Annotated in this window: 22 protein-coding genes; 14 read left to right on the plus strand and 8 right to left on the minus strand. The window is 69.9% G+C overall.

Annotated features, from left to right (window positions below):
* Nucleotides 1-278: 278 nt before the first annotated feature.
* Nucleotides 279-971 carry a PepSY domain-containing protein gene (locus tag ACIQNU_RS36810; protein ID WP_401374910.1) on the minus strand — a complete coding sequence of 231 codons (693 nt, stop codon included), beginning with the start codon at nucleotides 969-971 and terminating at the stop codon, nucleotides 279-281.
* A gap of 142 nt (nucleotides 972-1,113) precedes the next feature.
* On the opposite strand from ACIQNU_RS36810, the gene ACIQNU_RS36815 reads away from it, so the two are divergent.
* Together ACIQNU_RS36815 and ACIQNU_RS36820 are read left to right on the plus strand one after the other, a co-directional pair.
* Nucleotides 1,114-1,779, plus strand: coding sequence for a response regulator transcription factor (locus tag ACIQNU_RS36815; protein WP_401374912.1), 666 nt, complete (start codon nucleotides 1,114-1,116; stop codon nucleotides 1,777-1,779).
* Nucleotides 1,776-3,218 (plus strand): ATP-binding protein, encoded by a 1,443-nt coding sequence (locus tag ACIQNU_RS36820; protein ID WP_401374915.1) that lies wholly within the window; start codon nucleotides 1,776-1,778, stop codon nucleotides 3,216-3,218. The genes ACIQNU_RS36815 and ACIQNU_RS36820 overlap by 4 nt, the downstream gene beginning before the upstream one ends.
* Before the next feature lie 148 nt (nucleotides 3,219-3,366).
* Here ACIQNU_RS36820 and ACIQNU_RS36825 read toward each other — a convergent pair whose 3' ends face one another.
* The 4 genes from ACIQNU_RS36825 to ACIQNU_RS36840 form a co-directional block, all read right to left on the minus strand.
* Entirely contained in the window at nucleotides 3,367-3,831 is a 465-nt protein-coding gene (locus ACIQNU_RS36825; RefSeq protein ID WP_401374918.1) for a MarR family winged helix-turn-helix transcriptional regulator, read from the minus strand.
* A gap of 94 nt (nucleotides 3,832-3,925) precedes the next feature.
* Nucleotides 3,926-4,723, minus strand: coding sequence for an AIM24 family protein (locus tag ACIQNU_RS36830; RefSeq protein WP_401374921.1), 798 nt, complete (start codon nucleotides 4,721-4,723; stop codon nucleotides 3,926-3,928).
* Entirely contained in the window at nucleotides 4,720-5,370 is a 651-nt protein-coding gene (locus ACIQNU_RS36835) for an AIM24 family protein (RefSeq protein ID WP_401374923.1), read from the minus strand. The genes ACIQNU_RS36830 and ACIQNU_RS36835 overlap by 4 nt, the downstream gene beginning before the upstream one ends.
* Nucleotides 5,370-6,002, minus strand: coding sequence for an AIM24 family protein (locus tag ACIQNU_RS36840; RefSeq protein WP_401375021.1), 633 nt, complete (start codon nucleotides 6,000-6,002; stop codon nucleotides 5,370-5,372). Before ACIQNU_RS36840 ends, ACIQNU_RS36835 begins: the two co-directional genes overlap by 1 nt.
* A gap of 101 nt (nucleotides 6,003-6,103) precedes the next feature.
* On the opposite strand from ACIQNU_RS36840, the gene ACIQNU_RS36845 reads away from it, so the two are divergent.
* The 6 genes from ACIQNU_RS36845 (at nucleotide 6,104) to ACIQNU_RS36870 (ending at nucleotide 12,050) form a co-directional block, all read left to right on the plus strand.
* Nucleotides 6,104-6,448, plus strand: a complete 345-nt coding sequence (locus ACIQNU_RS36845; protein WP_401374925.1) for a DUF3817 domain-containing protein — start codon at nucleotides 6,104-6,106, stop codon at nucleotides 6,446-6,448.
* Nucleotides 6,445-6,741 (plus strand): MTH1187 family thiamine-binding protein, encoded by a 297-nt coding sequence (locus ACIQNU_RS36850; RefSeq protein WP_389894531.1) that lies wholly within the window; start codon nucleotides 6,445-6,447, stop codon nucleotides 6,739-6,741. The genes ACIQNU_RS36845 and ACIQNU_RS36850 overlap by 4 nt, the downstream gene beginning before the upstream one ends.
* A 158-nt stretch (nucleotides 6,742-6,899) precedes the next feature.
* Nucleotides 6,900-7,454 carry a hypothetical protein gene (locus tag ACIQNU_RS36855; protein ID WP_401375023.1) on the plus strand — a complete coding sequence of 185 codons (555 nt, stop codon included), beginning with the start codon at nucleotides 6,900-6,902 and terminating at the stop codon, nucleotides 7,452-7,454.
* Nucleotides 7,451-8,101, plus strand: coding sequence for a TetR/AcrR family transcriptional regulator (locus tag ACIQNU_RS36860; RefSeq protein WP_401374927.1), 651 nt, complete (start codon nucleotides 7,451-7,453; stop codon nucleotides 8,099-8,101). The genes ACIQNU_RS36855 and ACIQNU_RS36860 overlap by 4 nt, the downstream gene beginning before the upstream one ends.
* A gap of 166 nt (nucleotides 8,102-8,267) precedes the next feature.
* Nucleotides 8,268-10,091, plus strand: coding sequence for a glycosyltransferase family 2 protein (locus ACIQNU_RS36865; protein WP_401374930.1), 1,824 nt, complete (start codon nucleotides 8,268-8,270; stop codon nucleotides 10,089-10,091).
* Nucleotides 10,092-10,094: 3 nt separating this feature from the next.
* The gene (locus tag ACIQNU_RS36870; protein ID WP_401374933.1) at nucleotides 10,095-12,050 is read left to right on the plus strand and encodes a galactose oxidase-like domain-containing protein; all 1,956 of its coding nucleotides are present in this window, start codon (nucleotides 10,095-10,097) and stop codon (nucleotides 12,048-12,050) included.
* Between the two features lie 12 nt (nucleotides 12,051-12,062).
* Here the strand turns inward: ACIQNU_RS36870 and ACIQNU_RS36875 are convergent, their stop codons facing one another.
* A complete protein-coding gene (locus tag ACIQNU_RS36875) occupies nucleotides 12,063-13,091 on the minus strand; it encodes a glycoside hydrolase family 6 protein (RefSeq protein WP_401374936.1) in 1,029 nt (342 codons plus the stop codon).
* A 114-nt stretch (nucleotides 13,092-13,205) separates the two neighbouring features.
* Nucleotides 13,206-14,186 carry a DUF5937 family protein gene (locus ACIQNU_RS36880; protein ID WP_401374939.1) on the minus strand — a complete coding sequence of 327 codons (981 nt, stop codon included), beginning with the start codon at nucleotides 14,184-14,186 and terminating at the stop codon, nucleotides 13,206-13,208.
* An 81-nt stretch (nucleotides 14,187-14,267) separates the two neighbouring features.
* Here ACIQNU_RS36880 and ACIQNU_RS36885 point away from each other — a divergent pair, with 81 nt between their 5' ends.
* The 4 genes from ACIQNU_RS36885 (at nucleotide 14,268) to ACIQNU_RS36900 (ending at nucleotide 18,253) form a co-directional block, all read left to right on the plus strand.
* Nucleotides 14,268-15,566 (plus strand): MFS transporter, encoded by a 1,299-nt coding sequence (locus ACIQNU_RS36885; protein ID WP_401374942.1) that lies wholly within the window; start codon nucleotides 14,268-14,270, stop codon nucleotides 15,564-15,566.
* 21 nt (nucleotides 15,567-15,587) lie between these two features.
* Nucleotides 15,588-16,097, plus strand: coding sequence for a MarR family winged helix-turn-helix transcriptional regulator (locus ACIQNU_RS36890; protein WP_401374945.1), 510 nt, complete (start codon nucleotides 15,588-15,590; stop codon nucleotides 16,095-16,097).
* A 42-nt stretch (nucleotides 16,098-16,139) separates the two neighbouring features.
* Nucleotides 16,140-16,478, plus strand: a complete 339-nt coding sequence (locus tag ACIQNU_RS36895) for a DUF3817 domain-containing protein (RefSeq protein WP_401374947.1) — start codon at nucleotides 16,140-16,142, stop codon at nucleotides 16,476-16,478.
* A 74-nt stretch (nucleotides 16,479-16,552) separates the two neighbouring features.
* Nucleotides 16,553-18,253, plus strand: a complete 1,701-nt coding sequence (locus ACIQNU_RS36900) for a methylmalonyl-CoA mutase (protein ID WP_401374950.1) — start codon at nucleotides 16,553-16,555, stop codon at nucleotides 18,251-18,253.
* Nucleotides 18,254-18,435: 182 nt separating this feature from the next.
* On the opposite strand, the gene ACIQNU_RS36905 is transcribed toward ACIQNU_RS36900, so the two are convergent.
* Nucleotides 18,436-19,050, minus strand: a complete 615-nt coding sequence (locus tag ACIQNU_RS36905) for a TetR/AcrR family transcriptional regulator (protein WP_401374953.1) — start codon at nucleotides 19,048-19,050, stop codon at nucleotides 18,436-18,438.
* Nucleotides 19,051-19,275: 225 nt separating this feature from the next.
* Between ACIQNU_RS36905 and ACIQNU_RS36910 the strand changes: the two genes are divergently transcribed.
* Complete coding sequence (locus tag ACIQNU_RS36910) at nucleotides 19,276-20,256, plus strand: tetratricopeptide repeat protein (protein WP_401374954.1); 981 nt, start codon at nucleotides 19,276-19,278, stop codon at nucleotides 20,254-20,256.
* Nucleotides 20,257-20,911: 655 nt separating this feature from the next.
* Entirely contained in the window at nucleotides 20,912-21,529 is a 618-nt protein-coding gene (locus ACIQNU_RS36915) for a DUF6230 family protein (protein ID WP_401374957.1), read from the plus strand.
* The last annotated feature ends 127 nt before the right edge of the window (nucleotides 21,530-21,656 follow it).

Here is a 21,656-nt window from a genome sequence, read left to right on the forward strand (position 1 = left end):
TGGGCAGCCGTCCCGCCCGCCGCCGCACCTTCACCGCGTACCTGCTGTGGGCAGCCGTCCCGCCCGCCGCCGCACCTTCACCGCGTACCTGCTGTGGGCAGCCGTCCCGCCCGCCGTCCCACGCTCACTCCGCGCCTGCTGTGGGCAGCCGTCCCGCCCGCCGCCGCACCCTCACCCCCTACCCGCTGTGGGCAGGCGTTCCGCACGGCGGAACGGGTGGGCACAGCCCAAGTGCCGGGCACCCCGAAAGGCAACCCGGCACCAGGCACAGCGCAGCGTCAGTCGTCCGACCCACGGTCGTCGTGGTCATCGGACCCCCGGTCGTCCCGGTCGTCCGACACGTGGTTGTCCGAGGTCCGGTCCGCCGAGACGGACCCCGACCCGAAGTCGACCCGCCACTCCCGCTCCGTACCGCCCACGACGGAGTCGACATCCCACCCGCGGCCCGTCCCGTCGTCGTCCACCTCGACCGACGTCACGGTCCCGTGCGCCCCGGCGACCGCCCGCGCCGCGGCCTCGGCGCTCACCGACGCCCCGCGCGCCGCGGCCAGCTCCCGGGCGTCGTCGCTGTCATCGTCGTCGTCCTGGTCGATGTGCGACGTCAGCACCTTCCCGGTGGCCGGGTCCACGTGCACGCTGTAGCGCTTCTGGTCCTGCCCGAAGACGTCGACCTCCCACACCGGGACATCGTCGTCGTCATCGTCCAGTTCGGCCTTCACCGCCGTACCGGAGGTGTGCCGCAGCGCGGCGGCGATGGCGTCCGCGGCCGTCACCTTGGCGCCCTTGGCCGAGGCCGCGTCGTCGTCGCGCCCGTCGTCCTTGCCGCCGTCGTCGTCCCGGCTGTCGTCCGAGACCCGGACGTCCGCCTCGCGGCTCGGCGCGTCGTCGTCGCCTGCCACGGCGAAGGCGGTGGCGGTGCCTCCGACGAGGGTCGCGGCGGCCAGCGTGGCGATGACGAGGTTGCGCTTCATGGGTGTCCTCCCCGATTCGGCCGGACGGTCTGTCCGGTCAGTCGTCGTTCTGTGCGACGAGGACCAATCTGCGGGAGCGATGCTGAAGGTCCGCTGAAGTCGCCTGAAGACTTCTTCAGGTTCGATTTGCGAGGCTGTGCGCATGCGCCTGTTGATCGTGGAGGACGAGAAGCGTCTGGCCCTGTCCCTCGCGAAGGGCCTGACCGCCGAGGGTTACGCCGTGGATGTCGTCCACGACGGTCTGGAAGGGCTGCACCGGGCGGGCGACGGCGCGTACGACCTGGTGATCCTCGACATCATGCTGCCCGGCATGAACGGCTACCGCGTCTGCGGCGCCCTGCGCGCCGCGGGCCATGACGTACCGATCCTGATGCTCACGGCGAAGGACGGCGAGTACGACGAGGCCGAGGGTCTGGACACGGGGGCCGACGACTATCTGACGAAGCCGTTCTCGTACGTGGTCCTCGTGGCGCGGGTCAAGGCGCTGCTGCGGCGGCGCGGGCGCGCGGGGGCTTCGCCGGTGCACGTCCTGGGGGATCTGGAGGTCGACACGGCCGCCCGCCGGGTGCGCAGGGGCGAGGAGGAGCTTCCGCTCACCGCCAAGGAGTTCGCGGTCCTGGAGACGCTTGTCCTGCGGGCCGGCGAGGTGGTGTCCAAGGCGGACATCCTGGAGCACGTCTGGGACTTCGCGTACGACGGCGACCCCAACATCGTGGAGGTCTACATCAGCGCGCTGCGCCGCAAGCTCGGCGCCTCCCTGATCCGTACGGTCCGGGGCGCCGGCTACCGGCTGGAGCGCACCGGATGAGCAGGCTGTTCGGTTCGGTACGGGCCAAGGCGACGCTCGGCGCGACCCTCGTCGTCGCCGTCGCGCTGCTCGCCGCCGGATCCGCCGTCCTGCTCGCGCTCCGCTCCAGCCTGACCGACGAGGCGAGCAACAGCGCCCTGTCCTCGGCGAACAAGGTGGCGACCCGGCTGGCGACCGGCATCGCGTACGACAAGCTCGATCTGCCCGACGACAGTGACACACCGGTACAGGTCCTGGACGACGACGGGCGGCTCGTCGCGGCGAGCGAGGACCTGGAGCGCATCAGCGGTACGGGCAGCGCCGCCGTCAAGCCGCAGCCGGCGCCGAGGGTCACACCGGACGACGATGACGACGACGACAAGGGGGACGACGACTCGTATCTGCTGGAGCCGGGGGAGATCTCCGACGACACCGTCTTCAGCAGCGGCTCGGCGACCATCGACGGCACCACGGCCGAGTACCAGTTCGCCCGTGTCGGGGTGAACGTGCAGGGCAAGGGCGATCTGACCGTGTACGCGGGTGCGCCGCTGTCCGCCGAGCGCAGCGCCGTGAACACCGCGCTGACGGCCATGCTGATCGGGTTCCCGCTGCTGCTCGCGGTCGTCGCCGGGGTGACCTGGCTGGTGACGCGGCGCGCGCTGCGGCCCGTCGAGGACATCCGGGGCGAGATGGCCGCCATCACCGCGTCGCAGGACCTGGCGCGCCGGGTTCCCGAGCCGGACTCGCACGACGAGATCGCACGGCTGGCGCGGACCACCAACGAGACGCTGGCCGCGCTTGAGGCGTCCGTCGAGCGGCAGCGGCGGTTCGTCGCCGACGCCTCGCACGAGCTGCGCAGCCCCATCGCGTCGCTGCGCACCCAGCTCGAAGTGGGCGCCGCGCACCCGGAGCTGCTGGATGTGGACGGCGCCGTCGCGGACACCGTACGGCTCCAGACGCTCGCCGCCGACCTGCTGCTGCTGGCCCGCCTTGACGCGGGGGAGCGCCCGGGGGAGAAGCGGTTCGACCTGGCGGCGCTGGTCCGCGCGGAGCTGGCGCAGCGCACCGGCGACCGGTTCCCCGTACGGATCGTCGCGCTCGACCCGGCCGAGGTCACCGGGTCCCGCGGCCAACTGGCCCGCATCCTCGGCAACCTCGTGGACAACGCCCAGCGGCACGCCACTTCGGCGGTCTCGGTCGAGGTGCGCCTGCGCGACGGCACGGCGGTCCTGTCGGTCAGCGACGACGGCGCCGGAGTCCCGGAGGCCGAGCGCGACCGCATCTTCGAACGCTTCGTACGCCTGGACGACGCCCGCACCCGGGACGACGGCGGAGCAGGGCTGGGCCTGGCCATCGCCAGAGACGTGGCAACCCGCCACGGAGGAACACTGACGGCGGGAAGATCCGGGGAGGGCGGCGCCCGCTTCGAACTACGACTACCGTCAGCGCAAGTCTTTTAGGGGCGCGGGGAACTGCGCACCCAGCCACGATGCACCCGCACCGCCCGACGGACATCAGCCGCCCCAAAAAAGGGGCGCGGGGAACTGCGCAACCGTTCACCGAGGCGACCGGCGAGCAGACCCCACGCCCAGGCAGGACACCCAGGTCCTAGCGACCGCGCAAATGGTCGGCGATGGGCGTCAACGCCTTGTGCAACTCCTCCAGCGCCTCGGGCGACACCAGATCGATGAAGTGCCGCCGCACCGAGGCGACATGGTGCGGCGCCACCTTCCTCATCGTCGCGAGCCCGTCCTCCGTGAGGACCGCGTACAACCCCCGCCGATCCGACTCGCAGTTCTCACGGCGGACCAGGCCGGCGTTCTCCATCCGGGTGATCTGGTGCGAAAGCCGGCTCTTGGACTGCATGGTCGCGGAAGCCAGATCGCTCATCCGCATCCGCAGGTCGGCGGACTCGGAGAGATTGACCAGGATCTCGTAGTCGTTCATCGTCAGGCCGAACGGCTGGAGGTCCTTCTCCAGCTGGTGCGTCAGCAGGCGGTTGACCTCCAGATGAGTGCGCCAGGCGCACTGCTCGGCATCGGTCAGCCAGGGCGTGGCCGTCTCGGTCTCCATATATGCGATTCTACCTAAGAGGTTGAAAACTGAACGAGTGGTCGGTGTGTGACGGTGCGCACGCGTTCGAACGTCACACTCCGCAGACTACCGCTCACAGCCCGAAGCGACGCTGGAGGTCTCCGAGCTGTCCGGGAAGACGCGGTGCCGCACCCTGCTGTCCCGGATGTCCCCCCGCGCCCTGACCCCCCGGTACCCCCGCGGCCTGCGGCACCGCCCCCGTGGCCTGCTCCGCCATCAGTACCTCCGTGGACTGGAGCAGCACCGTTCCGGCCCCCACGAACTCGAACTGGTGCTCCTCGCCGGAGGCCCCGCCGATGCCCGTCATCGCACGTAGACCGCCCAGGAACCCGGTCATGTAGCCGTGGTCGTAGTGGTGGCACGGCGACGGGCAGTCGGCCCAGCCCACCAGGGCCTGCGGGTCCACCCGGATCGGCGGCTCCACGAACACCACGGGACCGTTCGACGCGGCCACGAACTTGCCCGTCCCGATGAGCGTCAGAAAGCCCGGAACGATCGACTGCTTCAGCGCGAGAGTTGGCTGAAAAGCGAGCAGATTGCCGGAGCGAATGGTCAGGTTGCCCTCAGCCAGGTCGTACGAGTTCACGTCGAAGGCCCGGTCGGCGAGGAGCATCTTGCCCGAGCCGGACGCCACCACCCAGTCGCTCGCGTGCAACGGCGAATGGAACGCCGTCCGCACCAGGCGCTCCAGCCGGCCGTGCCCGATGCCGTTGAACTCCATCGAGCCGTAGTAGGCGATCATCTTGCCCTTCTGGAGGAACCACTCACTGCCCTTGAGTTCCACGCAGAAGGTGTAGCTGTTGACGTTGTCGTCGACCGGCAGCGTCGTCGGGTCGTAGACGGTCGGCCCGGTGGCTCCGTACGCGCTCACAGCTTCTCCTCCGACGCCTGGACGAACACCGCGCCATTGCCGCTCAGCTCCAACTGGAACGCCTCGCCCGAGCCGCGCCCCACCATGTCCCGCCAGCCCAGCGCCGTCGACAGCTTGTTGCGTACGTCGCCGTGGTGCGCGACGTACGCCTGCGGGTCGACATGCACCGGGCGCTGCGGGGTGATCGGCACCTCGATGACCCCGCCGTGCGCCATCACCGCCACCGCGCCATGCCCCTTGAGGGTGGTCGTGAACAGGCCCTGCCCGGTGACCTGGCCGCGCACCATGCCCATGACCCCGCCCTGCGACCCCATGAACATCGTGCCCTGTTGCAGCGTCCCGTCGAAGGCGAGCAGCCGGTCCGCCTCGACGTAGAGGGTGTCGCCGGAGAGGTTGATCACCTGGATGTGGTGGCCGCCGTGCCCGAACATCACCGTGCCGCTGCCCTCGACGGTCATCAGCGGGGTCGCCTCGTTCGCCATCCGGCGCCCGATCATCGACATCACCCCGCCCTGCCCGCCCTGGATGTTCGGCGTGAAGGACACCTCGCCCTTGTACGCGAGCATCGCGCCGCGCTGGCTGTACATCGTCTGACCCGGCGCCACGGTCGCCTCGACCATCTTCGAGTTGATCTCGCGGAAAGGCATCAGGCGTCCCCTCCGATCGTGTTGCGCTCGCTGGGCTGCACGTAGACGAGCCCGTCCCCCTCGAAACGGATCTGGAACGCCTCGCCGCCGCCCTCGCCCATGAAGGTGCGGAAGGTCACGCCCGACTGGAAGCTCTGGCGCACATTGCCCTGGTGAGCGATGTACGCGCCCGGGTCGACGGTGAGCGGGAACTGCGGTGCCACGCGCAGGATGACGGCGGGACCGTCCGACATGATCGCCGCCTGGCCCGAGCCCTCGACGGTCGTCGTGAACAGGCCGTTGCCCTGCGAGGCGCCGCGCAGACCGGTGAAGGAGGTGCCGGTGCGCAGGCCCGCGTCGGTGGCCAGCAGATTGCTGGACTCGACGTAGAGCTTGTCGCCCTGGAGGTGGACGAGGTTGATCTCGCTGGCGCGGTCCGCGAACCAGCAGGTCCCCTGTCCCCTCACCTCCATGACGGTCATCTGCTCACCGGTCAGGCGCCGGGTCACCATCCCCCGTATGCCCTCACCGCCCCCGGTCATCTTCTTGAAGCTCATCTGGCCGTCGTAGGCGACCATCGAGCCGTTCTTCGCCTTGACGGAGTCGCCGGACATGTCGACGGCGAGCACCTTGCTCCCTTGGAGCCGGAACATTGCCACGGAGCGAAGGTAGCCGCTGCGAGGAGCCCCCCGACAGCGTCCGTAGAAGGAATACGTACCCTGAGGGGACCCCGATTCCTTACCGAAGGTGACCCGTGGACATCAAGACCGCATCCGCACTCCGCCGCCTGCGCCTGGTCTCGGCGCCCGAGGCCGTCTCGTTCCTGCTGCTGCTCGTCTGCTCCGTGCTCAAGCGGACGACCGAGTTCAACGCGGTCCCCGCGATGGGCGCGATCCACGGCATCCTCTTCATCCTCTACGTGCTCTTCTGGGCGGACGCCTGGAACCGCACCAAGTGGTCCCTCCGTACGGCCGCCCTCTACTTCGTCCTCTCTGTGCTGCCGACCGGCGGCTTCTTCGCCGAGCGCATGCTCAAGCGCGAGGCGGAGAGCGCGGTCATCGCGTCCCGCGCGCGCAAGGAAGGGGTCGTGAACGCGTGATCGTCGCCTTCTCCGTGACGCCGCTCGGCGTCGGCGAGGACGTGGGGGAGTACGTCGCCGACGCCGTCCGGGTGGTACGGGAATCGGGGCTGCCGAACCGTACCGACGCCATGTTCACCTCGATCGAGGGGGAGTGGGACGAGGTGATGGACGTCGTGAAGCGGGCGGTCGCCGCCGTCGAGGCGCGCGCGCCCCGCGTCTCCGTCGTCCTCAAGGCGGACATCCGCCCCGGCGTGACGGACGGCCTCACGTCCAAGGTCGCGACGGTGGAGCGCAGGCTCGCCGCCGAATAGCCACGGTCACCGCCACTGCCACTGCCACTGTCACTCCTACGGAATCTGTCGAAGCCCCGGTCCGGGTGGACCGGGGCTTTCGCGTACTCTGAGCGGAGTCCGTGATTTGAGCGATCGCTCAAATGTGGGGCTGTGGCCATGTGACCTGGGGGTTCCTGATGCGGCAGTACGTCGAGGCACACATACGGGCCGACCTGGACGACCTCCTGGCCCTCACCGGGGACCCGGCGCGATACGCCCGTTGGGACCTCCGTCACCTCCCCACGGCCGACGGTGTCCGCCTCATCGCGCGGTACGGCCACCGGTCGTCGCCCCCGGGCCGCTTCGGCGCCCTCGCCGACCGGCTGGTGGTGCGCCCACTCGCGGGATGGGTCACGGCCTGGTCCTTCGACCGGCTCCGGCTGAGGCTGGAGCGCGGCATCAGCCCCGAACGTGCCCTGGTCCACTGGTGCCTGGAGCTGGCGTTGCGCGTCTTCGTCCTGGTCGCGTACACCACCGGCCTGGTGATCGTTCCGCTGGCCTACCTGGCCGGGCCGCTCGCCTCGCTCGTCGTCTACGGCGCCGTCGGCACCGCACCGATCGCCGTCGCGCTCGCCCTGTTCCTGCCGCCCCTGCCCGGCACCCCGGCGGCCCGCCGCTGTCTGCGCACCCCGCCCGACCGCGCCCGCGCCCCGCGCCTGTTCGCGGCCTTCCGTACGGACGAACTCTCATGACGCCGAAACCGGGGCCGGCGCAAGACACGAAGGTGCGCCTGCTCGAAGGGGCGCTGCGGACCCTCACCGAGCAGGGCATCGCCAAGACATCGGCCCGCACGATCGCCGCGACGGCGGGTGTCAACCAGGCGCTCGTCTTCTACCACTTCGGTTCGGTGGACGACCTGCTCGCGGCGGCGTGCCGGTACGGGGCGCGGCAGCGGGTCGACCGGTACCGGGAACGCCTCGCGGGCATCGGCTCGTTCGCGGACCTTCTCGCCTTCGGGCGCGAGATGCACGAGGAGGAGCGGGCGTCGGGGCATGTCGCCCGGCTGGGCCAACTGCTCGCCGGGGCGCAGACGCGTCCGCAGCTCGGCGCGGCCACGGCTGCCGGGCTCGACCTGTGGATTGCGGAGATCGAGCAGGTGCTGACCCGCGTCCTCGCGGGCACCCCGCTCGCCGAGTTCGCCGACCCGGCGGGCCTGGCCCGCGCGGTGGCGGCCTCCTTCGTCGGCATCGAACTGTACGAGGGTGTGGACCCGGAGGGCGCCGGTGCGGCCCTGGACGCCCTCGCCCAGCTCGCGACCCTGCTCGCCACCCTGGAGTCGCTGGGCCCGCTGACCCAGCGCGCCGTACGCGCCCGCCTGCGCCGCACCCCGCCGACCTGACCGACCGCCAGGCCCCACCCACAAACCCCGCCCGCCACCGCATCCCGCCGACCGGCGGAACCTTGTCCGCAAAACACCCCTCTCGGTCCACTTCCAGTCGACACGCCGCCATATCTCCACTTTTGTGAGGGTATTGGCTTGTCGATCAACAGAATGGGAGGGCGTTGTGCGGTCTGAGGGCTACGACTACGAGACCCACAGCACGCTCGCCGGACCGCTCACCGAGCCGTCCGGCAACGCGTACCGGGTGCGGTACACCAAGCTCCTTTCCCGTGAGCCCCATCGGATACGAGCCGTCCTGCTGATGACGCTCGCGCCCGTGCTCACCGGAGTCCTGCTCGTCTACCTGGTGTGGCCCTCCCACTGGACCGACCGTGAGGGCGGTGAGAGCTGGCTCGTCGCCCTGGACGTCACCATGCTCATATGCATCGGCCTGATCGAGCTGTTCATGCTCGTCAACGTCGTCAGCATCGCCCACGCGACCCTCGTCGCCCGCGACCCCATACCCGTCATACCCGAGGCCGGCACCAAGGTCGCCTTCCTCACCACCTATGTGCCCGGCAAGGAACCCCTCGCCATGGTCCGCGCCACCCTCGAAGGCGCGATACGGATCCGGCACACCGGACCCCTGGACGTCTGGCTCCTCGACGAGGGCGACGACCCGCAGGCCAAGGACCTCTGCGCCGAACTCGGCGTCCGGCACTTCACCCGGCACGGCGTCCCCGAGTGGAACCGCCCTCAGGGCGTCCACAAGGCCCGTACCAAGCACGGCAACTACAACGCGTGGATCGCGATGCACGGCGGCGCCTACGAGTTCTTCGCCTCCGTCGACACCGACCACGTCCCGCTCCCCTCCTTCCTGGAGCGGATGATGGGGTACTTCCGGGACCCCGATGTCGCGTTCGTCGTAGGACCTCAGGTCTACGGCAACTACGAGACCCCGGTCACCAAGGCCGCCGAGTCGCAGCAGTTCCTCTTCCACACCCTGATCCAGCGCGCGGGCAACCGCTACCGCTCCGCCATGTTCGTCGGCACCAACAACGTCGTACGCATCGCCGCCGTCCGTCAGATCGGCGGGCTGTACGACTCGATCACCGAGGACATGGCCACCGGGTTCGAACTGCACCGGCGCAAGAATCCCCGTACCGGCCACGCGTGGCAGTCCGTCTACACGCCCGATGTGCTCGCCGTGGGCGAGGGACCGGCCTCCTGGACCGACTTCTTCACGCAGCAGATGCGCTGGTCGCGCGGTACGTACGAGACCCTCTTCAAGCAGTACTGGAAGGCCCCCTTCAGCATGTCTCCCGGGCGGCTCTTCTCGTACACGATGATGCTGGTCTACTACCCGATGACCGCCGTCAACTGGCTGCTCGGGATTCTGAGCTGTGTGCTGTTCCTCTGGTTCGGGGCCTCCGGTACGCAGGTCGCCGCCTCCGTGTGGCTGATGCTCTACAGCGACGCCGCCGCCCTCCAGATCGGCCTCTACCTCTGGAACCGGCGGCACAATGTGTCCCCGCACGAACCCGAGGGCTCCGGCGGGCTCGCCGGGATGGCGATGTCCGCGCTGTCCGCGCCGATCTACGCGACCTCGCTCGGCTCGGCGGTGCTGCGCCGCCCCAGCCGTTTCGTCGTCACGCCGAAGGGCGACGGGACCAGCCCCGACCGGCTGCTGACCTTCCGTATCCATCTGTGCTGGGCCGCGCTCCTGGCCTCCTCGCTCGCCGCGTCGGTCGTCCTCGACCACACCCACGCGGCCATGCGGACCTGGGCCGTCCTCGCCCTGGTCATCTCGCTCGCGCCTGTCTCGGTGTGGGTCTGGACCCGGACCCAGGAGCGCCGGGCCGCCGCCCTGCTGGGCACCCCGCGCCCCCTCGGCGACGAATCCGCGAGCCCCGCCGGAGCGATCACCCCGCAGACCGTGCTGGCCAAGGGCCCGCGCGTCCGCGCGCAGTCGACCACGGTCACCAGTACCACGACAGGAGGTTCCTGACCCATGGCGTACCAGCCGTCGAAGAAACTGAAGAAGACCGTGCTCGGTGTCGGAGCGGGCGCCGTCCTCGTCGGGCTCAACGCCCCCGCCGCCGTCGGGTTCGCCCAGGAGCGCTACTACGAGTACAAGATCGCCCAGCCCGCCTATCAGGCGAAGTACGGCTCATGGACCCAGGTCGACATACCCGAGCGGTACCGCACCAACGCCATCCACGCGGCCCTCCTGCACACCGGCAAGGTCCTCATCGTCGCCGGGTCCGGCAATGAGCAGAAGAAGTTCGACAAGGGCTCCTTCGACACCGTCCTGTGGGACCCGAAGGCGAACACCTTCAAGAAGATCGCGACGCCCGACGACTTCTTCTGCTCAGGGCACGCCGCGCTCCCCGACGGGCGGCTCCTGGTGGCGGGCGGCACCGCGCGCTACGAACTCCTCGACGGGGAGGTCGAGCGGGCCGGCGGCGGTATGCGCGTCAAGAACGAGAACCCCGACAAGGCGGTCACCCTGAAGAAGGGCACCCGTTTCCGGTCGCCCGCCGGGGTCGAGTACGTCAGCAGGTTCGACATCACCGTGCCGAAGGCGCACCGCGAGAACAAGATCACGTACGGCAAGTCGGGGCAGATGCTGCCCTGGCAGACCGTCGTCACGGCCAGCGAGGCGCGCGTCTTCGTGGAGGCCGTCGAGGACGGCCCGGGGGCGGTCACCGACAAGCAGGCCCAGTACTCGATCGTCGGTCTGACGGGCAAGGACGCCGCCAACACCTACGGGCTCTCCGAGAAGATCTCCCTCGACAAGCAGGACTTCCAAGGCATCAGGGCCGCGTACGAGTTCGACCCGAAGGCGGAGAAGTACATACCCGTCGACCCCATGAAGAAGGCGCGTTGGTATCCGACGCTCGTCGGTCTCGACGACGGCCGGGTGCTCGCGGTCTCGGGCCTGGACGACGTCGGTGTCATCGACCCCGGCGACAACGAGATCTACGACCCGAAGACCAAGAAGTGGTCGGTGGGCCCCCACCGCTACTTCCCGACCTACCCCGCGCTGTTCCTCACCCAGGGCGGCAAGCTCTTCTACCCCGCGTCCAACGCCGGGTACGGGCCCGCCGACCAGGGCCGCGAGCCGGGTCTGTGGGATCTGAAGACGAACAAGTTCAAGAAGATCCCCGGTCTCACCGACACCGACCAGACCGAGACGTCGGCTTCGCTGCTGCTGCCGCCCGCGCAGGACCAGAAGGTGATGATCCTCGGCGGCGGAGGCGTCGGTGAGTCCAAGAAGGCGACCCGGCGCACCGCCGTCGTGGACCTCAAGAAGGACAACCCCGCTTTCGAGAACGGGCCCGACCTGCCGCAGGGCACCCGCTACCTCAACAGCGTGATCATGCCGGACGACTCGGTGTTCACCAGCAACGGTTCGACGGACTACCGGGGCCGCAGCGCCAGCAACCTCCTCAAGGCGCAGTTCTACGACCCCAAGCGGAACGTCTTCCGCGACGCCGCCTCACCCCGCGTCGGCCGCAACTACCACTCCGAGGCGCTGCTCCTGCCCGACGGGCGCGTCGCCACCTTCGGCTCCGACCCGCTCTTCGACGACCAGCAGAACACCAAGCTGGGCCACTTCGAGCAGCGCATGGAGATCTTCACACCGCCCGCCCTGCACAAGAACGGCGCCGGCCGGCCCGTACTCGGCGCGGGCCCGGACACACTCGCCTCGAACCACCGCGCCACCTTCACCACCGAGCACCCGGACCGGATCACCGGCGCCCGGCTGATGCGGCCCAGCGCGGTCACCCACACCACCGATGTCGAACAGCGGTCCATCGCGCTCACCCTGACCAAGGGCAAGGGCTCGGTCACCGTCGAGGTCCCCGACGACAAGGCGCTCGTACCGCCCGGCTGGTACATGCTCTTCGCGACGGACAAGGACGGGACACCGTCCGAGGCGAAGTGGATCAAGGTTCCCTAGACAGATGAGGAGCTAGGCGGGGCTGTTGCGGGCCAGTCCCAGGGCGTAGTCCGGCCACCACTTCCCGGCGGCCGGACCGCCCCTGCACTCGCCGTCCGACTCACCGGGCCGCTTGATCCACAGGAACGCGTCGAGCAGCGGGTCCCCGGTCTGCGTCGTGGGCCGGGTACCGAGCGCCCGGTCCGGCGGGTTGCACCAGGCGTCGACCCGGTCGCCGGTGAGCGGGCCCTTGCCGTTGCGGCTGGAGTCGATCACGAAGTGCTTGCCGCCGAGAATCCGGGACAGCTCCTGGCCGTAGGACCGTACGTCCGCGTCGGTCTGGAAGTTGGACGTGTTCAGCACGAATCCGTCGGCGCGCTCGATGCCGGACCGGGTCAGCGGCTCCCGCAGCTTCGACGCGTCCGTGATCCACGCCGGATTGCCCGCGTCCAGATACACCGTGGTGTGCGGTTGGCGCTTCAGCCGGTCGATCGCGTCCGACAGGAGCTGGAACCGCTCCGCGCGGTACTCCTCCGGGGTGCAGCCGTCCACCGTGTGCGCGACCGCGTCCGGCTCCAGGACCACCACGGCCTTGGTGTCGCCCAGCCCCACCGCGAACCGGTCGATCCACTCGCGGTACGCCTCCGGGCTGGTCGCCCCGCCCGCCGAGTGCTGCCCGCAGTCGCGGTGCGGGATGTCGTACGCGACGAACAGCGCGGTACGGCCGTCCTTCGCGGCGCCCTCCGTGGCCGCCCGCATCATCGCCGCCGGGTCCTCGCCGGCCGGCCAGATCGCCATCGGCTGCTCGGAGATCCGCCGCAGCAGCTCCGCGTCCGACGGCCGGCCCGTCCGCTGCCACTCGGCGACCTGACGGGCCGCCGGGCTCTCGGGGTCGACCCAGAACGGCGAACCGCCGGGTGACCCCGCCGACGCCTTCGACGGGCCGCGCACGACGGCCGCCTCGTCGACGTCGGGCTCTGCGCCGCAGGCGGCGAGCCCCAGCACGGTGACGGCCGCGAGCACCAGCACGGAAACCCTGCGGGTACGGATCAGGCGGGACATCCTGCCCCCAAATGGTGACGGATCTATCAACAGTGGTCGATTATTTGCAATCGTGACATAACGGGACGTCACCTCCCGGATGTGACCCGCCCGCGCGCATCGGGCGCCGATCGATCAGCCGCCCGCCGCCAGGGCGATCCCCAGTGGGGTCCGTTCGTACAGGACCTGATGCCCGTACCGCCGCGACGTCAGCAGGCCCGCGTCCCGCAGCGCCTTGAGATGCGCCGACACCGACGACGGTGCGAGGTCCAGGCGGTGCGCCAGCGCGGTCGTCGTGGCCGGGAGGTCCAGCGCCGCGAGCACCGCCGCGCGATGCCGGCCGAGCAGCCGCACCAGCGCCTCCGTGGTGCGTTCGGTCGGCGCCGACCACAGGCCGCCGATCCCGCGTACCGGATACACCAGCGTCGGCTGCCACGGCGGGTCATGGCCGCCGATCACGTCCGGCCACGAGAACACGCTCGGCATCAGCACCAGACCCTGGCCGTCCAGATCCCGTTCGTGCTGCCCCTTCCACTCCACCGTCAGCGTCCCCGCCCGCCACACGAACCGCCGGTCCAGCTCCCGCAGCAGCCCGCCGAGCCCCACATCGGCCAGCCGCCGTGAATGGAACGCCACATCGGCCTCAAGAAGGGCGCGCAACCGGGGCCAGTCCGGCTCGACCAGCACCTGCCACGCCCGCTCCATCACATCCGCCAGCTCCCGCACGGCGCGGGCCGGATCCGCCAGTAGACGGCGGCCGAGCGCGGTGTCGGCGGCGCCCGGCGTACAGGCGAGGGCGCGCACCATCTCCTCGCGCGCCGCCTCCGGGTCGGCGGCGCGTACCGCCGCGATCTCCTCGTCGAAGGTGGCCGAGGGGCCGATCGGCGGCGGCCCGAGCCAGTCCGGGCTGTGGCCGCGCTGCGGCATCAGCAGCCACAGCGGGGCGAGATCGAGGTCCGCGCCGGACGCGTGGACGCGGCGCAGCCAGTGCGGGTGGTAGCCCTGGCGGTCGGGGCGTTTGAGGGTACGGACGGCTTCCTGCGTCTCCCAGAGGGGGGAGATGGCGAAGCGGCAGGCGAGGAGGTCGTCTTCGCCGAAGCGGAGGTGGAAGGGCATGGTGTCCTCCCTCCGGGGGTGAAGATTCGTCTGGTGCCGAAACATTACGGGGTTCCGTTGATCGGTTGCATTGTCCTGCGTATGACAGAGGAGTTGGCCGGTACTTCGGCCGTGCCCACCAGCGGCTACGGGCGCGTCTTCGCCGTTCGCGAGTTTCGGTACGTGTTTGTCGCGCACCTTTTTTCTCTGCTCGGCGTCGTCGTCAGTGAGATCGCGTTGACCGTGCTCGTGTACGGGCTCACCGGGTCGCCCTTGCTCAGTGCGCTGACCTTCGCGCTCGGGATGCTGCCCTATCTGGTCGGGGGCACGCTGTTCGCGGGGATCGCCGACCGGTTTCCGGCGCGGCGGGTGCTCGTCGTGTGCGATCTGATCTGTGCCGGGTGTGCCGCGCTCATGGCGCTTCCTCTGACGCCGGTCGCCGCGCTGCTCGCGCTGCGGTGTGTCATCGCGGTCGTCTCGCCGGTGTTCAACGGCACCCGGATGGCGACGCTCGCCGATGTGCTCGGCGACGGGGACCTCTTCGTCCTCGGGCGCTCCCTGCTGAGGATCGTCTCGCAGAGCGCCGTGCTCGTCGGCTTCGGTGTCGGCGGCATCCTGCTCACCGTCGTCCCGCCGCGCGGCGCCCTCGTCATCACCCTGTGCACCTTCCTCCTCTCGGCCCTGCTGCTGCGCTGCGGCACCCGCCGGCGGCCCGCCCGCGACTCCGGCACCGGCGCCCTGATGCGCTACTCGCTCGCCGGCGCCCGGCAGATCCTCGCCCACCGCCGTATCCGCGCCCTGCTCCTTCTGCTCTGGGCGCCCCCGATGTTCGTCGTCGCCCCCGAAGCGCTCGCCGCGCCCTACGCCGACGAGATCGGCGTCGGCACCGCGGGCGTCGGCCTGCTGATGTGCGCGATGCCCGTCGGCACGGTCGCGGGGGAGCTGTACGCGGGCTCGGCACTGTCGCCCGCGGCGCGCGGCCGGATCGCGCTGCCCCTCGCGGCGACCATGCTGCTGCCCCTCCTCGCGTACGCGTTCGTCCCGGGCCTGATCTGGGCGCCCGTCGTCCTGGTCCTGGCCGGCGCCGGATTCGCGTACACGCTCGGGCTCGACCGCTGGTTCGTCGACTCCGTACCGGAGGAGCTGCGCGGCCGGGCGATGACCGTGCACACCGCCGGGCTGATGACCATCCAGGGCGTCGGCATGGCGCTGGCCGGGCTCGCCGCCGAGTTCTTCGCGGTCAGTACCGTCGTCGCGGGCGCCGGGGTGGTCGGTACGGTCGTCTGTCTGCTGCTCGTCGCCGAGGTGCGCAGGACGGCGGGGGCCGGGCCATCGGACTCCGTGTCGGACTCCGCGGAGGCGTCCGGACCGAAGGGCGAGACAGGGCTGACCACCATATGACCGGCCGGTAAGGTCGGTGCCGTGCCGAAGCCGCTCAGCCTTGCCTTCGATCCCATCGCCCGAGCCGACGAACTCTGGAAGCAGCGATGGGGATCGGTGCCGTCGATGGCCGCGATCACGTCGATCATGCGGGCACACCAGATCCTGCTCGCCGAGGTCGACGCCGTCGTCAAACCGTACGGACTGACCTTCGCGCGGTACGAGGCGCTGGTGCTGCTCACGTTCTCGAAGGCCGGCGAGCTGACGATGTCCAAGATCGGCGAGCGGCTGATGGTGCACCCGACGTCCGTCACGAACACCGTGGACCGGCTGGTCCGCTCCGGCCTGGTCGACAAGCGCCCCAACCCCAACGACGGACGCGGCACCCTCGCCTCCATCACGGACAAGGGCCGCGAGGTGGTCGACGCGGCGACCCGCGATCTGATGGCGATGGAGTTCGGCCTCGGCGCGTACGACGCCGACGAGTGCCTGGAGATCTTCGCGATGCTCCGGCCGCTGCGGGTGGCCGCGCAGGACTTCGACGAGGACTGACCCGCCGCAAGATCGCCCGAAACGGATGGCTACGCTCGGGGCATGAAACAGAGCGTGCTGACCCGCTACCGCGTCATGGCCTATGTCACCGGTGTCCTGCTGGTCCTGCTGTGCCTGAGCATGATCGCCAAGTACGTCCTCGACATCAACGGCGCGGCCGACGTCACCCGTGTCGTGTCCATCGCGCACGGCTGGCTGTACGTCGTCTACCTGGTCTTCGCCTTCGACCTGGGGTCCAAGGCGAAGTGGCCGGTCGCCAAGCAGCTGTGGGTGCTGCTCGCCGGGACCATTCCGACGGCCGCGTTCTTCGTGGAGCGCAAGGTGTCGCAGGAGCTGGCCGCCAAGGTCACGGACGATGCCACGGCGCCCGTCAAAGCCTGACCCCCGCCGCCGCGAGTAAGGCTCGCGGCGGTATGCCGTCGCGTTTACTTGGACGTCCTAGTAAATTCGCTGGTATGGACGCTGACGCCATCGCAGAGGGCCGCCGACGCTGGCAGGCCCGGTACGACGCCTCGCGTACGCGCGAAGCCGACTTCTCGACGCTGTCCGGCGACCCCGTGGACCCCGTCTACGGGCCCCGCCCCGGGGACACGTACGACGGCTTCGAGCGGATCGGGTGGCCCGGCGAGTACCCCTTCACGCGGGGGCTGTACGCCACCGGATACCGGGGTCGTACCTGGACGATCCGGCAGTTCGCGGGCTTCGGCAACGCCGAGCAGACGAACGAGCGGTACAAGATGATCCTCGCGGCCGGCGGCGGCGGGCTGAGCGTCGCCTTCGACATGCCCACGCTGATGGGCCGCGACTCGGACGACCCGCGCTCGCTCGGCGAGGTCGGGCACTGCGGGGTCGCGATCGACTCGGCCGCCGACATGGAGATCCTGTTCCGGGACATCCCGCTCGGTGACGTCACCACCTCGATGACGATCAGCGGTCCCGCCGTCCCCGTCTTCTGCATGTACCTGGTCGCGGCGGAGCGGCAGGGCGTGGACCCGGCCGTACTCAACGGCACACTCCAGACCGACATCTTCAAGGAGTACATCGCCCAGAAGGAGTGGCTGTTCCAGCCCGAGCCCCATCTGCGGCTGATCGGCGACCTGATGGAGTACTGCGCGGCGGGCATCCCCGCGTACAAGCCGCTGTCGGTGTCCGGGTACCACATCCGTGAGGCGGGTGCGACGGCCGCGCAGGAGCTGGCGTACACGCTGGCGGACGGCTTCGGGTACGTGGAGCTGGGGCTGAGCCGCGGTCTGAATGTCGATGTCTTCGCGCCGGGGCTGTCCTTCTTCTTCGACGCGCATCTCGACTTCTTCGAGGAGATCGCCAAGTTCCGGGCGGCGCGGAGGATCTGGGCGCGGTGGCTGCGGGATGTGTACGGGGCGCGGACGGACAAGGCGCAGTCGCTGCGGTTCCACACCCAGACGGCGGGGGTCTCGCTGACCGCGCAGCAGCCGTACAACAACGTCGTACGGACGGCCGTGGAGGCGCTTGCCGCCGTGCTCGGCGGCACCAACTCGCTGCACACCAACGCCCTGGACGAGACGCTGGCGCTGCCGTCCGCGCAGGCCGCCGAGATCGCCTTGCGGACGCAGCAGGTGCTGATGGAGGAGACCGGGGTCGCCAATGTCGCCGATCCGCTGGGGGGTGCGTGGTTCGTGGAGCAGTTGACGGACCGGATCGAGGCGGACGCGGAGCGGATCTTCGGGGAGATCAGGGAGCGGGGGGTGCGGGCGCATCCCGATGGGCGGCATCCGATCGGGCCGATGACGTCCGGGATTCTGCGGGGGATCGATGACGGGTGGTTCACCGGGGAGATCGCGGAGTCGGCGTTCCGGTATCAGCAGGGGGTGGAGAAGGGGGAGAAGCGGGTGGTGGGGGTGAATGTCGCCCAGGGGTCTGTTACCGGGGATCTGGAGATTCTTCGGGTGAGTCATGAGGTGGAGCGGGAGCAGGTGCGGGTTCTTTTCGACCGGAAAGGGGGGCGGGACGACTCGGTCGTCCGGGGGGCCTTGCGGGCGATGCTTTCCGCTGCGCGGGGCTCGGGGAGCGTGGTTCCGGCCATGTTGGAGGCGGTGCGGGCTGAGGCGACGCTTGGGGAGATTTGCGGGGTTCTTCGGGAGGAGTGGGGGACTTATACGGAGCCGGCGGGGTTCTGAGGTTCGTCTACCGGGGCGCCGTTGGATGGGGTTGTGCCCACCCGTTCCGCCGTGCGGAACGCCTGCCCACAACGGGTCGGGGGTGGGGTGGGGGTGCGGGGTGTTTGCCCGCAACGGGTCGGGGGTGGGGTGGGGGTGCGGGGTGTTTGCCCGCAACGGGTTGGGGGTGGGGTGGGGGTGGGTCAGCCCTGCAAGCCGGTTAGTAGGAGGGCTGTGAATCTTTGGGCCCAGTCCTTGTCCGCCGGTTCTGCGCTGACCAGGGTGCGGTGCACCACCGCGCCTGCCGCCACGTCGAAGATGAGGTCGATCGTGCGGGATGCCGTTTCCGGGTCCTGTTCGATCGGGAGTTCGCCGCGGGCCTCCGCTCGGGCTCGGCCCTCCAGGACCAGGCGTTTCTGGCGCTCCACGATCGAGATGCGGATGCGTTCGCGCAGCGGCTCGTCGTGGGTCGACTCGGCGATGACGGCCATCAGCGCGGTTTTGGCCTCCGGGCGTTCCAGGAGCGCCGCGAACTGGAGGACGACGCCTTCGATGTCCGCCGACAGGCTGCCCCGGTCCGGGAGTTCCAGCTCGTCGAAGAGTTCCGCGACGGCGTCCACGACGAGTTCGTTCTTGCCCGCCCAGCGCCGGTAGAGCGTGGTCTTGGCGACTCCGGCCCGGGTCGCCACGTCCCCCATCGTCAGCCTGGACCAGCCCAGTTCCACCAGGGCGACGCGCGTCGCGTCCAGGATCGCGGCATCCGTGGCGGCGCTGCGCGGACGGCCCGTACGGGCGGTGGACGGGATGCGGCTCTGCATGAACCTGACGATACCGGCCAGTAGCCAACCCGGCGCGAGGCCCTGCGGGAGATTCGTGAGAGAGATCACCGATAAAGGGGCGACGCGGTGGCCGACCCCCAGTTACGCTACGGGCCGTAGCGGAAGCGTGTGCGGGGTGGACGTCCCCGTGCGTGCGGGCGCCGAGGTGGGGACCCCGGCACCGGCCTTTTTCACAGCCGCGCGCGGAGGGGGGAGGATGTACTCATGCAGCCACGGAACATGTCCATGAGCGGAGTCGTCGACCTCGGCGCGGTGAAGGCGGCCCAGGAGGCCAAGGCGAAGGCGGAGCAGGCGCGCGCCGAAGCGGTCAGACACGGCGGAGGCGGAGCCGTCTCCCCGTCGAGCCTCGTGATCGACGTCGACGAGGCGGGGTTCGAGCGAGACATCCTCCAGCGCTCCACCGAAGTGCCCGTCGTCATCGACTTCTGGGCCGAGTGGTGCGAGCCGTGCAAGCAGCTCAGCCCCGTACTGGAGCGACTGGCGGCCGAGTACAACGGCCGGTTCGTCCTTGCCAAGATCGACGTCGACGCCAATCAGATGCTGATGCAGCAGTTCGGGATCCAGGGCATCCCGGCCGTCTTCGCGGTGGTCGCGGGCCAGGCGCTGCCCCTCTTCCAGGGCGCCGCCCCGGAGGCGCAGATCCGCGGCACCCTCGACCAGCTCATCCAGGTCGCCGAGGAGCGCTTCGGGCTGACCGGGCTGACGGTCGACCCGGACGCCGAGGGCGGCGCGGACGGTGAGGCCGCGCCGGCCGAGGAGCCCGTCGGTCCGTACGACGCGCTGCTCGACGCCGCCCAGCAGGCGCTGGACGCGGGCGACTTGGGCGGTGCCGTACAGGCGTACCGGAATGTGCTGGCCGACGACCCGGGCAACCCGGAGGCCAGACTCGGGCTCGCGCAGGCCGAGTTGATGCAGCGGGTGCAGGGGATGGACCCGCAGCAGGTCCGCAAGGACGCCGCCGAGAAACCCGCCGACGCGGCGGCGCAGATCGCCGCGGCCGACCTGGACCTCATGGGCGGCCATATCGAGGACGCCTTCAGCCGGCTCGTCGACACTGTGCGCCGCACCGCGGGCGACGACCGGGACACCGTACGGCTGCGGCTGATTGAACTCTTCGAGGTCGTGGGCGCGGACGACCCCCGCGTGGCCGCGGCACGCAAGTCCCTGGCGCGGGCGCTGTTCTGACCGGTACCGCCCGTTCCGCTCGGCGGGCGGGCGCTGACCAGTCCGTAAACACCGGGGCATGTGATGCCCGGGTGAAAGATTCGCCGACTTTGGGCAACGACGCCTCCTTTGCCAAAACTTGGTAAAGGAGGCTCGTGTTACTTCCAGTAAGTGGAGGTCAGGATTCTGTCCTGATTCGCCCTTGGATCTCCCGGTGTGACGTTGGGGTGAGGACAACCCTGTGTCGCCGGTCGACGCCCGCCCGTCGTGCTTCGGTGATCCGGCCGTTACTAGCGAGTAACGAACCCCCTTGTGCGGGGGCCGAGAATGCACCACGATCGGCGACGCTCGGTCCATTCCCCCCACCCGGCACACCAGTCGGGCCCGGGGCTCTGGGTCCCCACCGAGTAGGCCGGCGGCACCTGGCGCCGGCCTTGGGCAGGGGGGTCTCCGTCCCTTCCGGGTGACGGAGCCTGTCCGGAGGTTGTGCGTGATGCGTTCAGGCGCGACCCAGTGGTTGTCGCTCGGGGGTGATCGCCGGTGATCGGGTGCGTCAGCGCCACCGAGAAGCGGGCGCTCTCCTTTCCGAGGACGTAGCACTTCTCCCATCCCTGCCCGGCTGAGCCGCAGAGGGCCAGTCAGGGCCGGAGATGTACGTCCGAGAAGGAGGAAAGTCATGGAGTCCGTGGCTCGTGGCGGAACCAGATGGAAGCGGTTCGCCGTCGTCATGGTGCCCAGCGTCGCGGCGACCGCCGCGATAGGTGTCGCCCTCTCGCAGGGTGCGCTGGCGGCATCGTTCAGTGTGTCGGGTCAGCAGTTCAAGGTCACTGCCGACCGTCTCGACGGCACAGGATTCATTCAGTACGGGGCCTTGGACACCGGCAAGTCGGGCGCCCACCCGGTGGCCGTCGTGGGTCTTGAGGACGCCACGATCACCAACCTGTGTCAGTCGGTCGTCGTCCCGGTGCCGGTCTTCGGCGACGTGTCGATGACGCTGACGGCGGGCAAGCCCGGTGGGCCCAAGGTCAAGGCGAACAACCTCTACATCGACGCCGACGACCTGATGGCCAACGCGACCTTCCGCGGGGTCGACATCGGCGTGTCGGTCGACAGCACGACGAAGGGCCCCGGCCCGTCGAAGGGCGACAGGTACGCCCCCGACTCGTTCGCGCAGCAGGCCGATTCGGTGACGTTCACCGATGTGAAGCAGCGCGCGTGGGCGACCACCGCCGGCACCTTCAAGCTCTCCGGCCTCGGTATGAAGGTCGAGAAGGGCAAGCACGAGTGCTACTAGGCGTGTGCTCCTAGGCGTTTCGGCGCCCTGAAGCACTCGCCGTGCCTGACGCACTCGCCGTGCCTGAAGGCACTTCCTGTGCTGAGGGCACTCCCCGTGCTGAACGGCCGGGCGCGGGGGCGCACGG

It is taken from the genome of Streptomyces sp. NPDC091292 (assembly GCF_044757265.1).
Classification (GTDB): Bacteria; Actinomycetota; Actinomycetes; order Streptomycetales; family Streptomycetaceae; genus Streptomyces.

Bases quoted from the DNA above. Each gene is read 5' to 3' on its own strand.
- ACIQNU_RS36810 (WP_401374910.1), bottom strand. From the start codon at position 971: ATGAAGCGCAACCTCGTCATCGCCACGCTGGCCGCCGCGACCCTCGTC.
- ACIQNU_RS36815 (WP_401374912.1), top strand. From the start codon at position 1,114: ATGCGCCTGTTGATCGTGGAGGACGAGAAGCGTCTGGCCCTGTCCCTC.
- ACIQNU_RS36820 (WP_401374915.1), top strand. From the start codon at position 1,776: ATGAGCAGGCTGTTCGGTTCGGTACGGGCCAAGGCGACGCTCGGCGCG.
- ACIQNU_RS36825 (WP_401374918.1), bottom strand. From the start codon at position 3,831: ATGGAGACCGAGACGGCCACGCCCTGGCTGACCGATGCCGAGCAGTGC.
- ACIQNU_RS36835 (WP_401374923.1), bottom strand. From the start codon at position 5,370: ATGCCTTTCCGCGAGATCAACTCGAAGATGGTCGAGGCGACCGTGGCG.
- ACIQNU_RS36840 (WP_401375021.1), bottom strand. From the start codon at position 6,002: ATGTTCCGGCTCCAAGGGAGCAAGGTGCTCGCCGTCGACATGTCCGGC.
- ACIQNU_RS36855 (WP_401375023.1), top strand. From the start codon at position 6,900: ATGCGGCAGTACGTCGAGGCACACATACGGGCCGACCTGGACGACCTC.
- ACIQNU_RS36860 (WP_401374927.1), top strand. From the start codon at position 7,451: ATGACGCCGAAACCGGGGCCGGCGCAAGACACGAAGGTGCGCCTGCTC.
- ACIQNU_RS36870 (WP_401374933.1), top strand. From the start codon at position 10,095: ATGGCGTACCAGCCGTCGAAGAAACTGAAGAAGACCGTGCTCGGTGTC.
- ACIQNU_RS36875 (WP_401374936.1), bottom strand. From the start codon at position 13,091: ATGTCCCGCCTGATCCGTACCCGCAGGGTTTCCGTGCTGGTGCTCGCG.
- ACIQNU_RS36880 (WP_401374939.1), bottom strand. From the start codon at position 14,186: ATGCCCTTCCACCTCCGCTTCGGCGAAGACGACCTCCTCGCCTGCCGC.
- ACIQNU_RS36885 (WP_401374942.1), top strand. From the start codon at position 14,268: ATGACAGAGGAGTTGGCCGGTACTTCGGCCGTGCCCACCAGCGGCTAC.
- ACIQNU_RS36895 (WP_401374947.1), top strand. From the start codon at position 16,140: ATGAAACAGAGCGTGCTGACCCGCTACCGCGTCATGGCCTATGTCACC.
- ACIQNU_RS36900 (WP_401374950.1), top strand. From the start codon at position 16,553: ATGGACGCTGACGCCATCGCAGAGGGCCGCCGACGCTGGCAGGCCCGG.
- ACIQNU_RS36905 (WP_401374953.1), bottom strand. From the start codon at position 19,050: ATGCAGAGCCGCATCCCGTCCACCGCCCGTACGGGCCGTCCGCGCAGC.
- ACIQNU_RS36910 (WP_401374954.1), top strand. From the start codon at position 19,276: ATGCAGCCACGGAACATGTCCATGAGCGGAGTCGTCGACCTCGGCGCG.
- ACIQNU_RS36915 (WP_401374957.1), top strand. From the start codon at position 20,912: ATGGAGTCCGTGGCTCGTGGCGGAACCAGATGGAAGCGGTTCGCCGTC.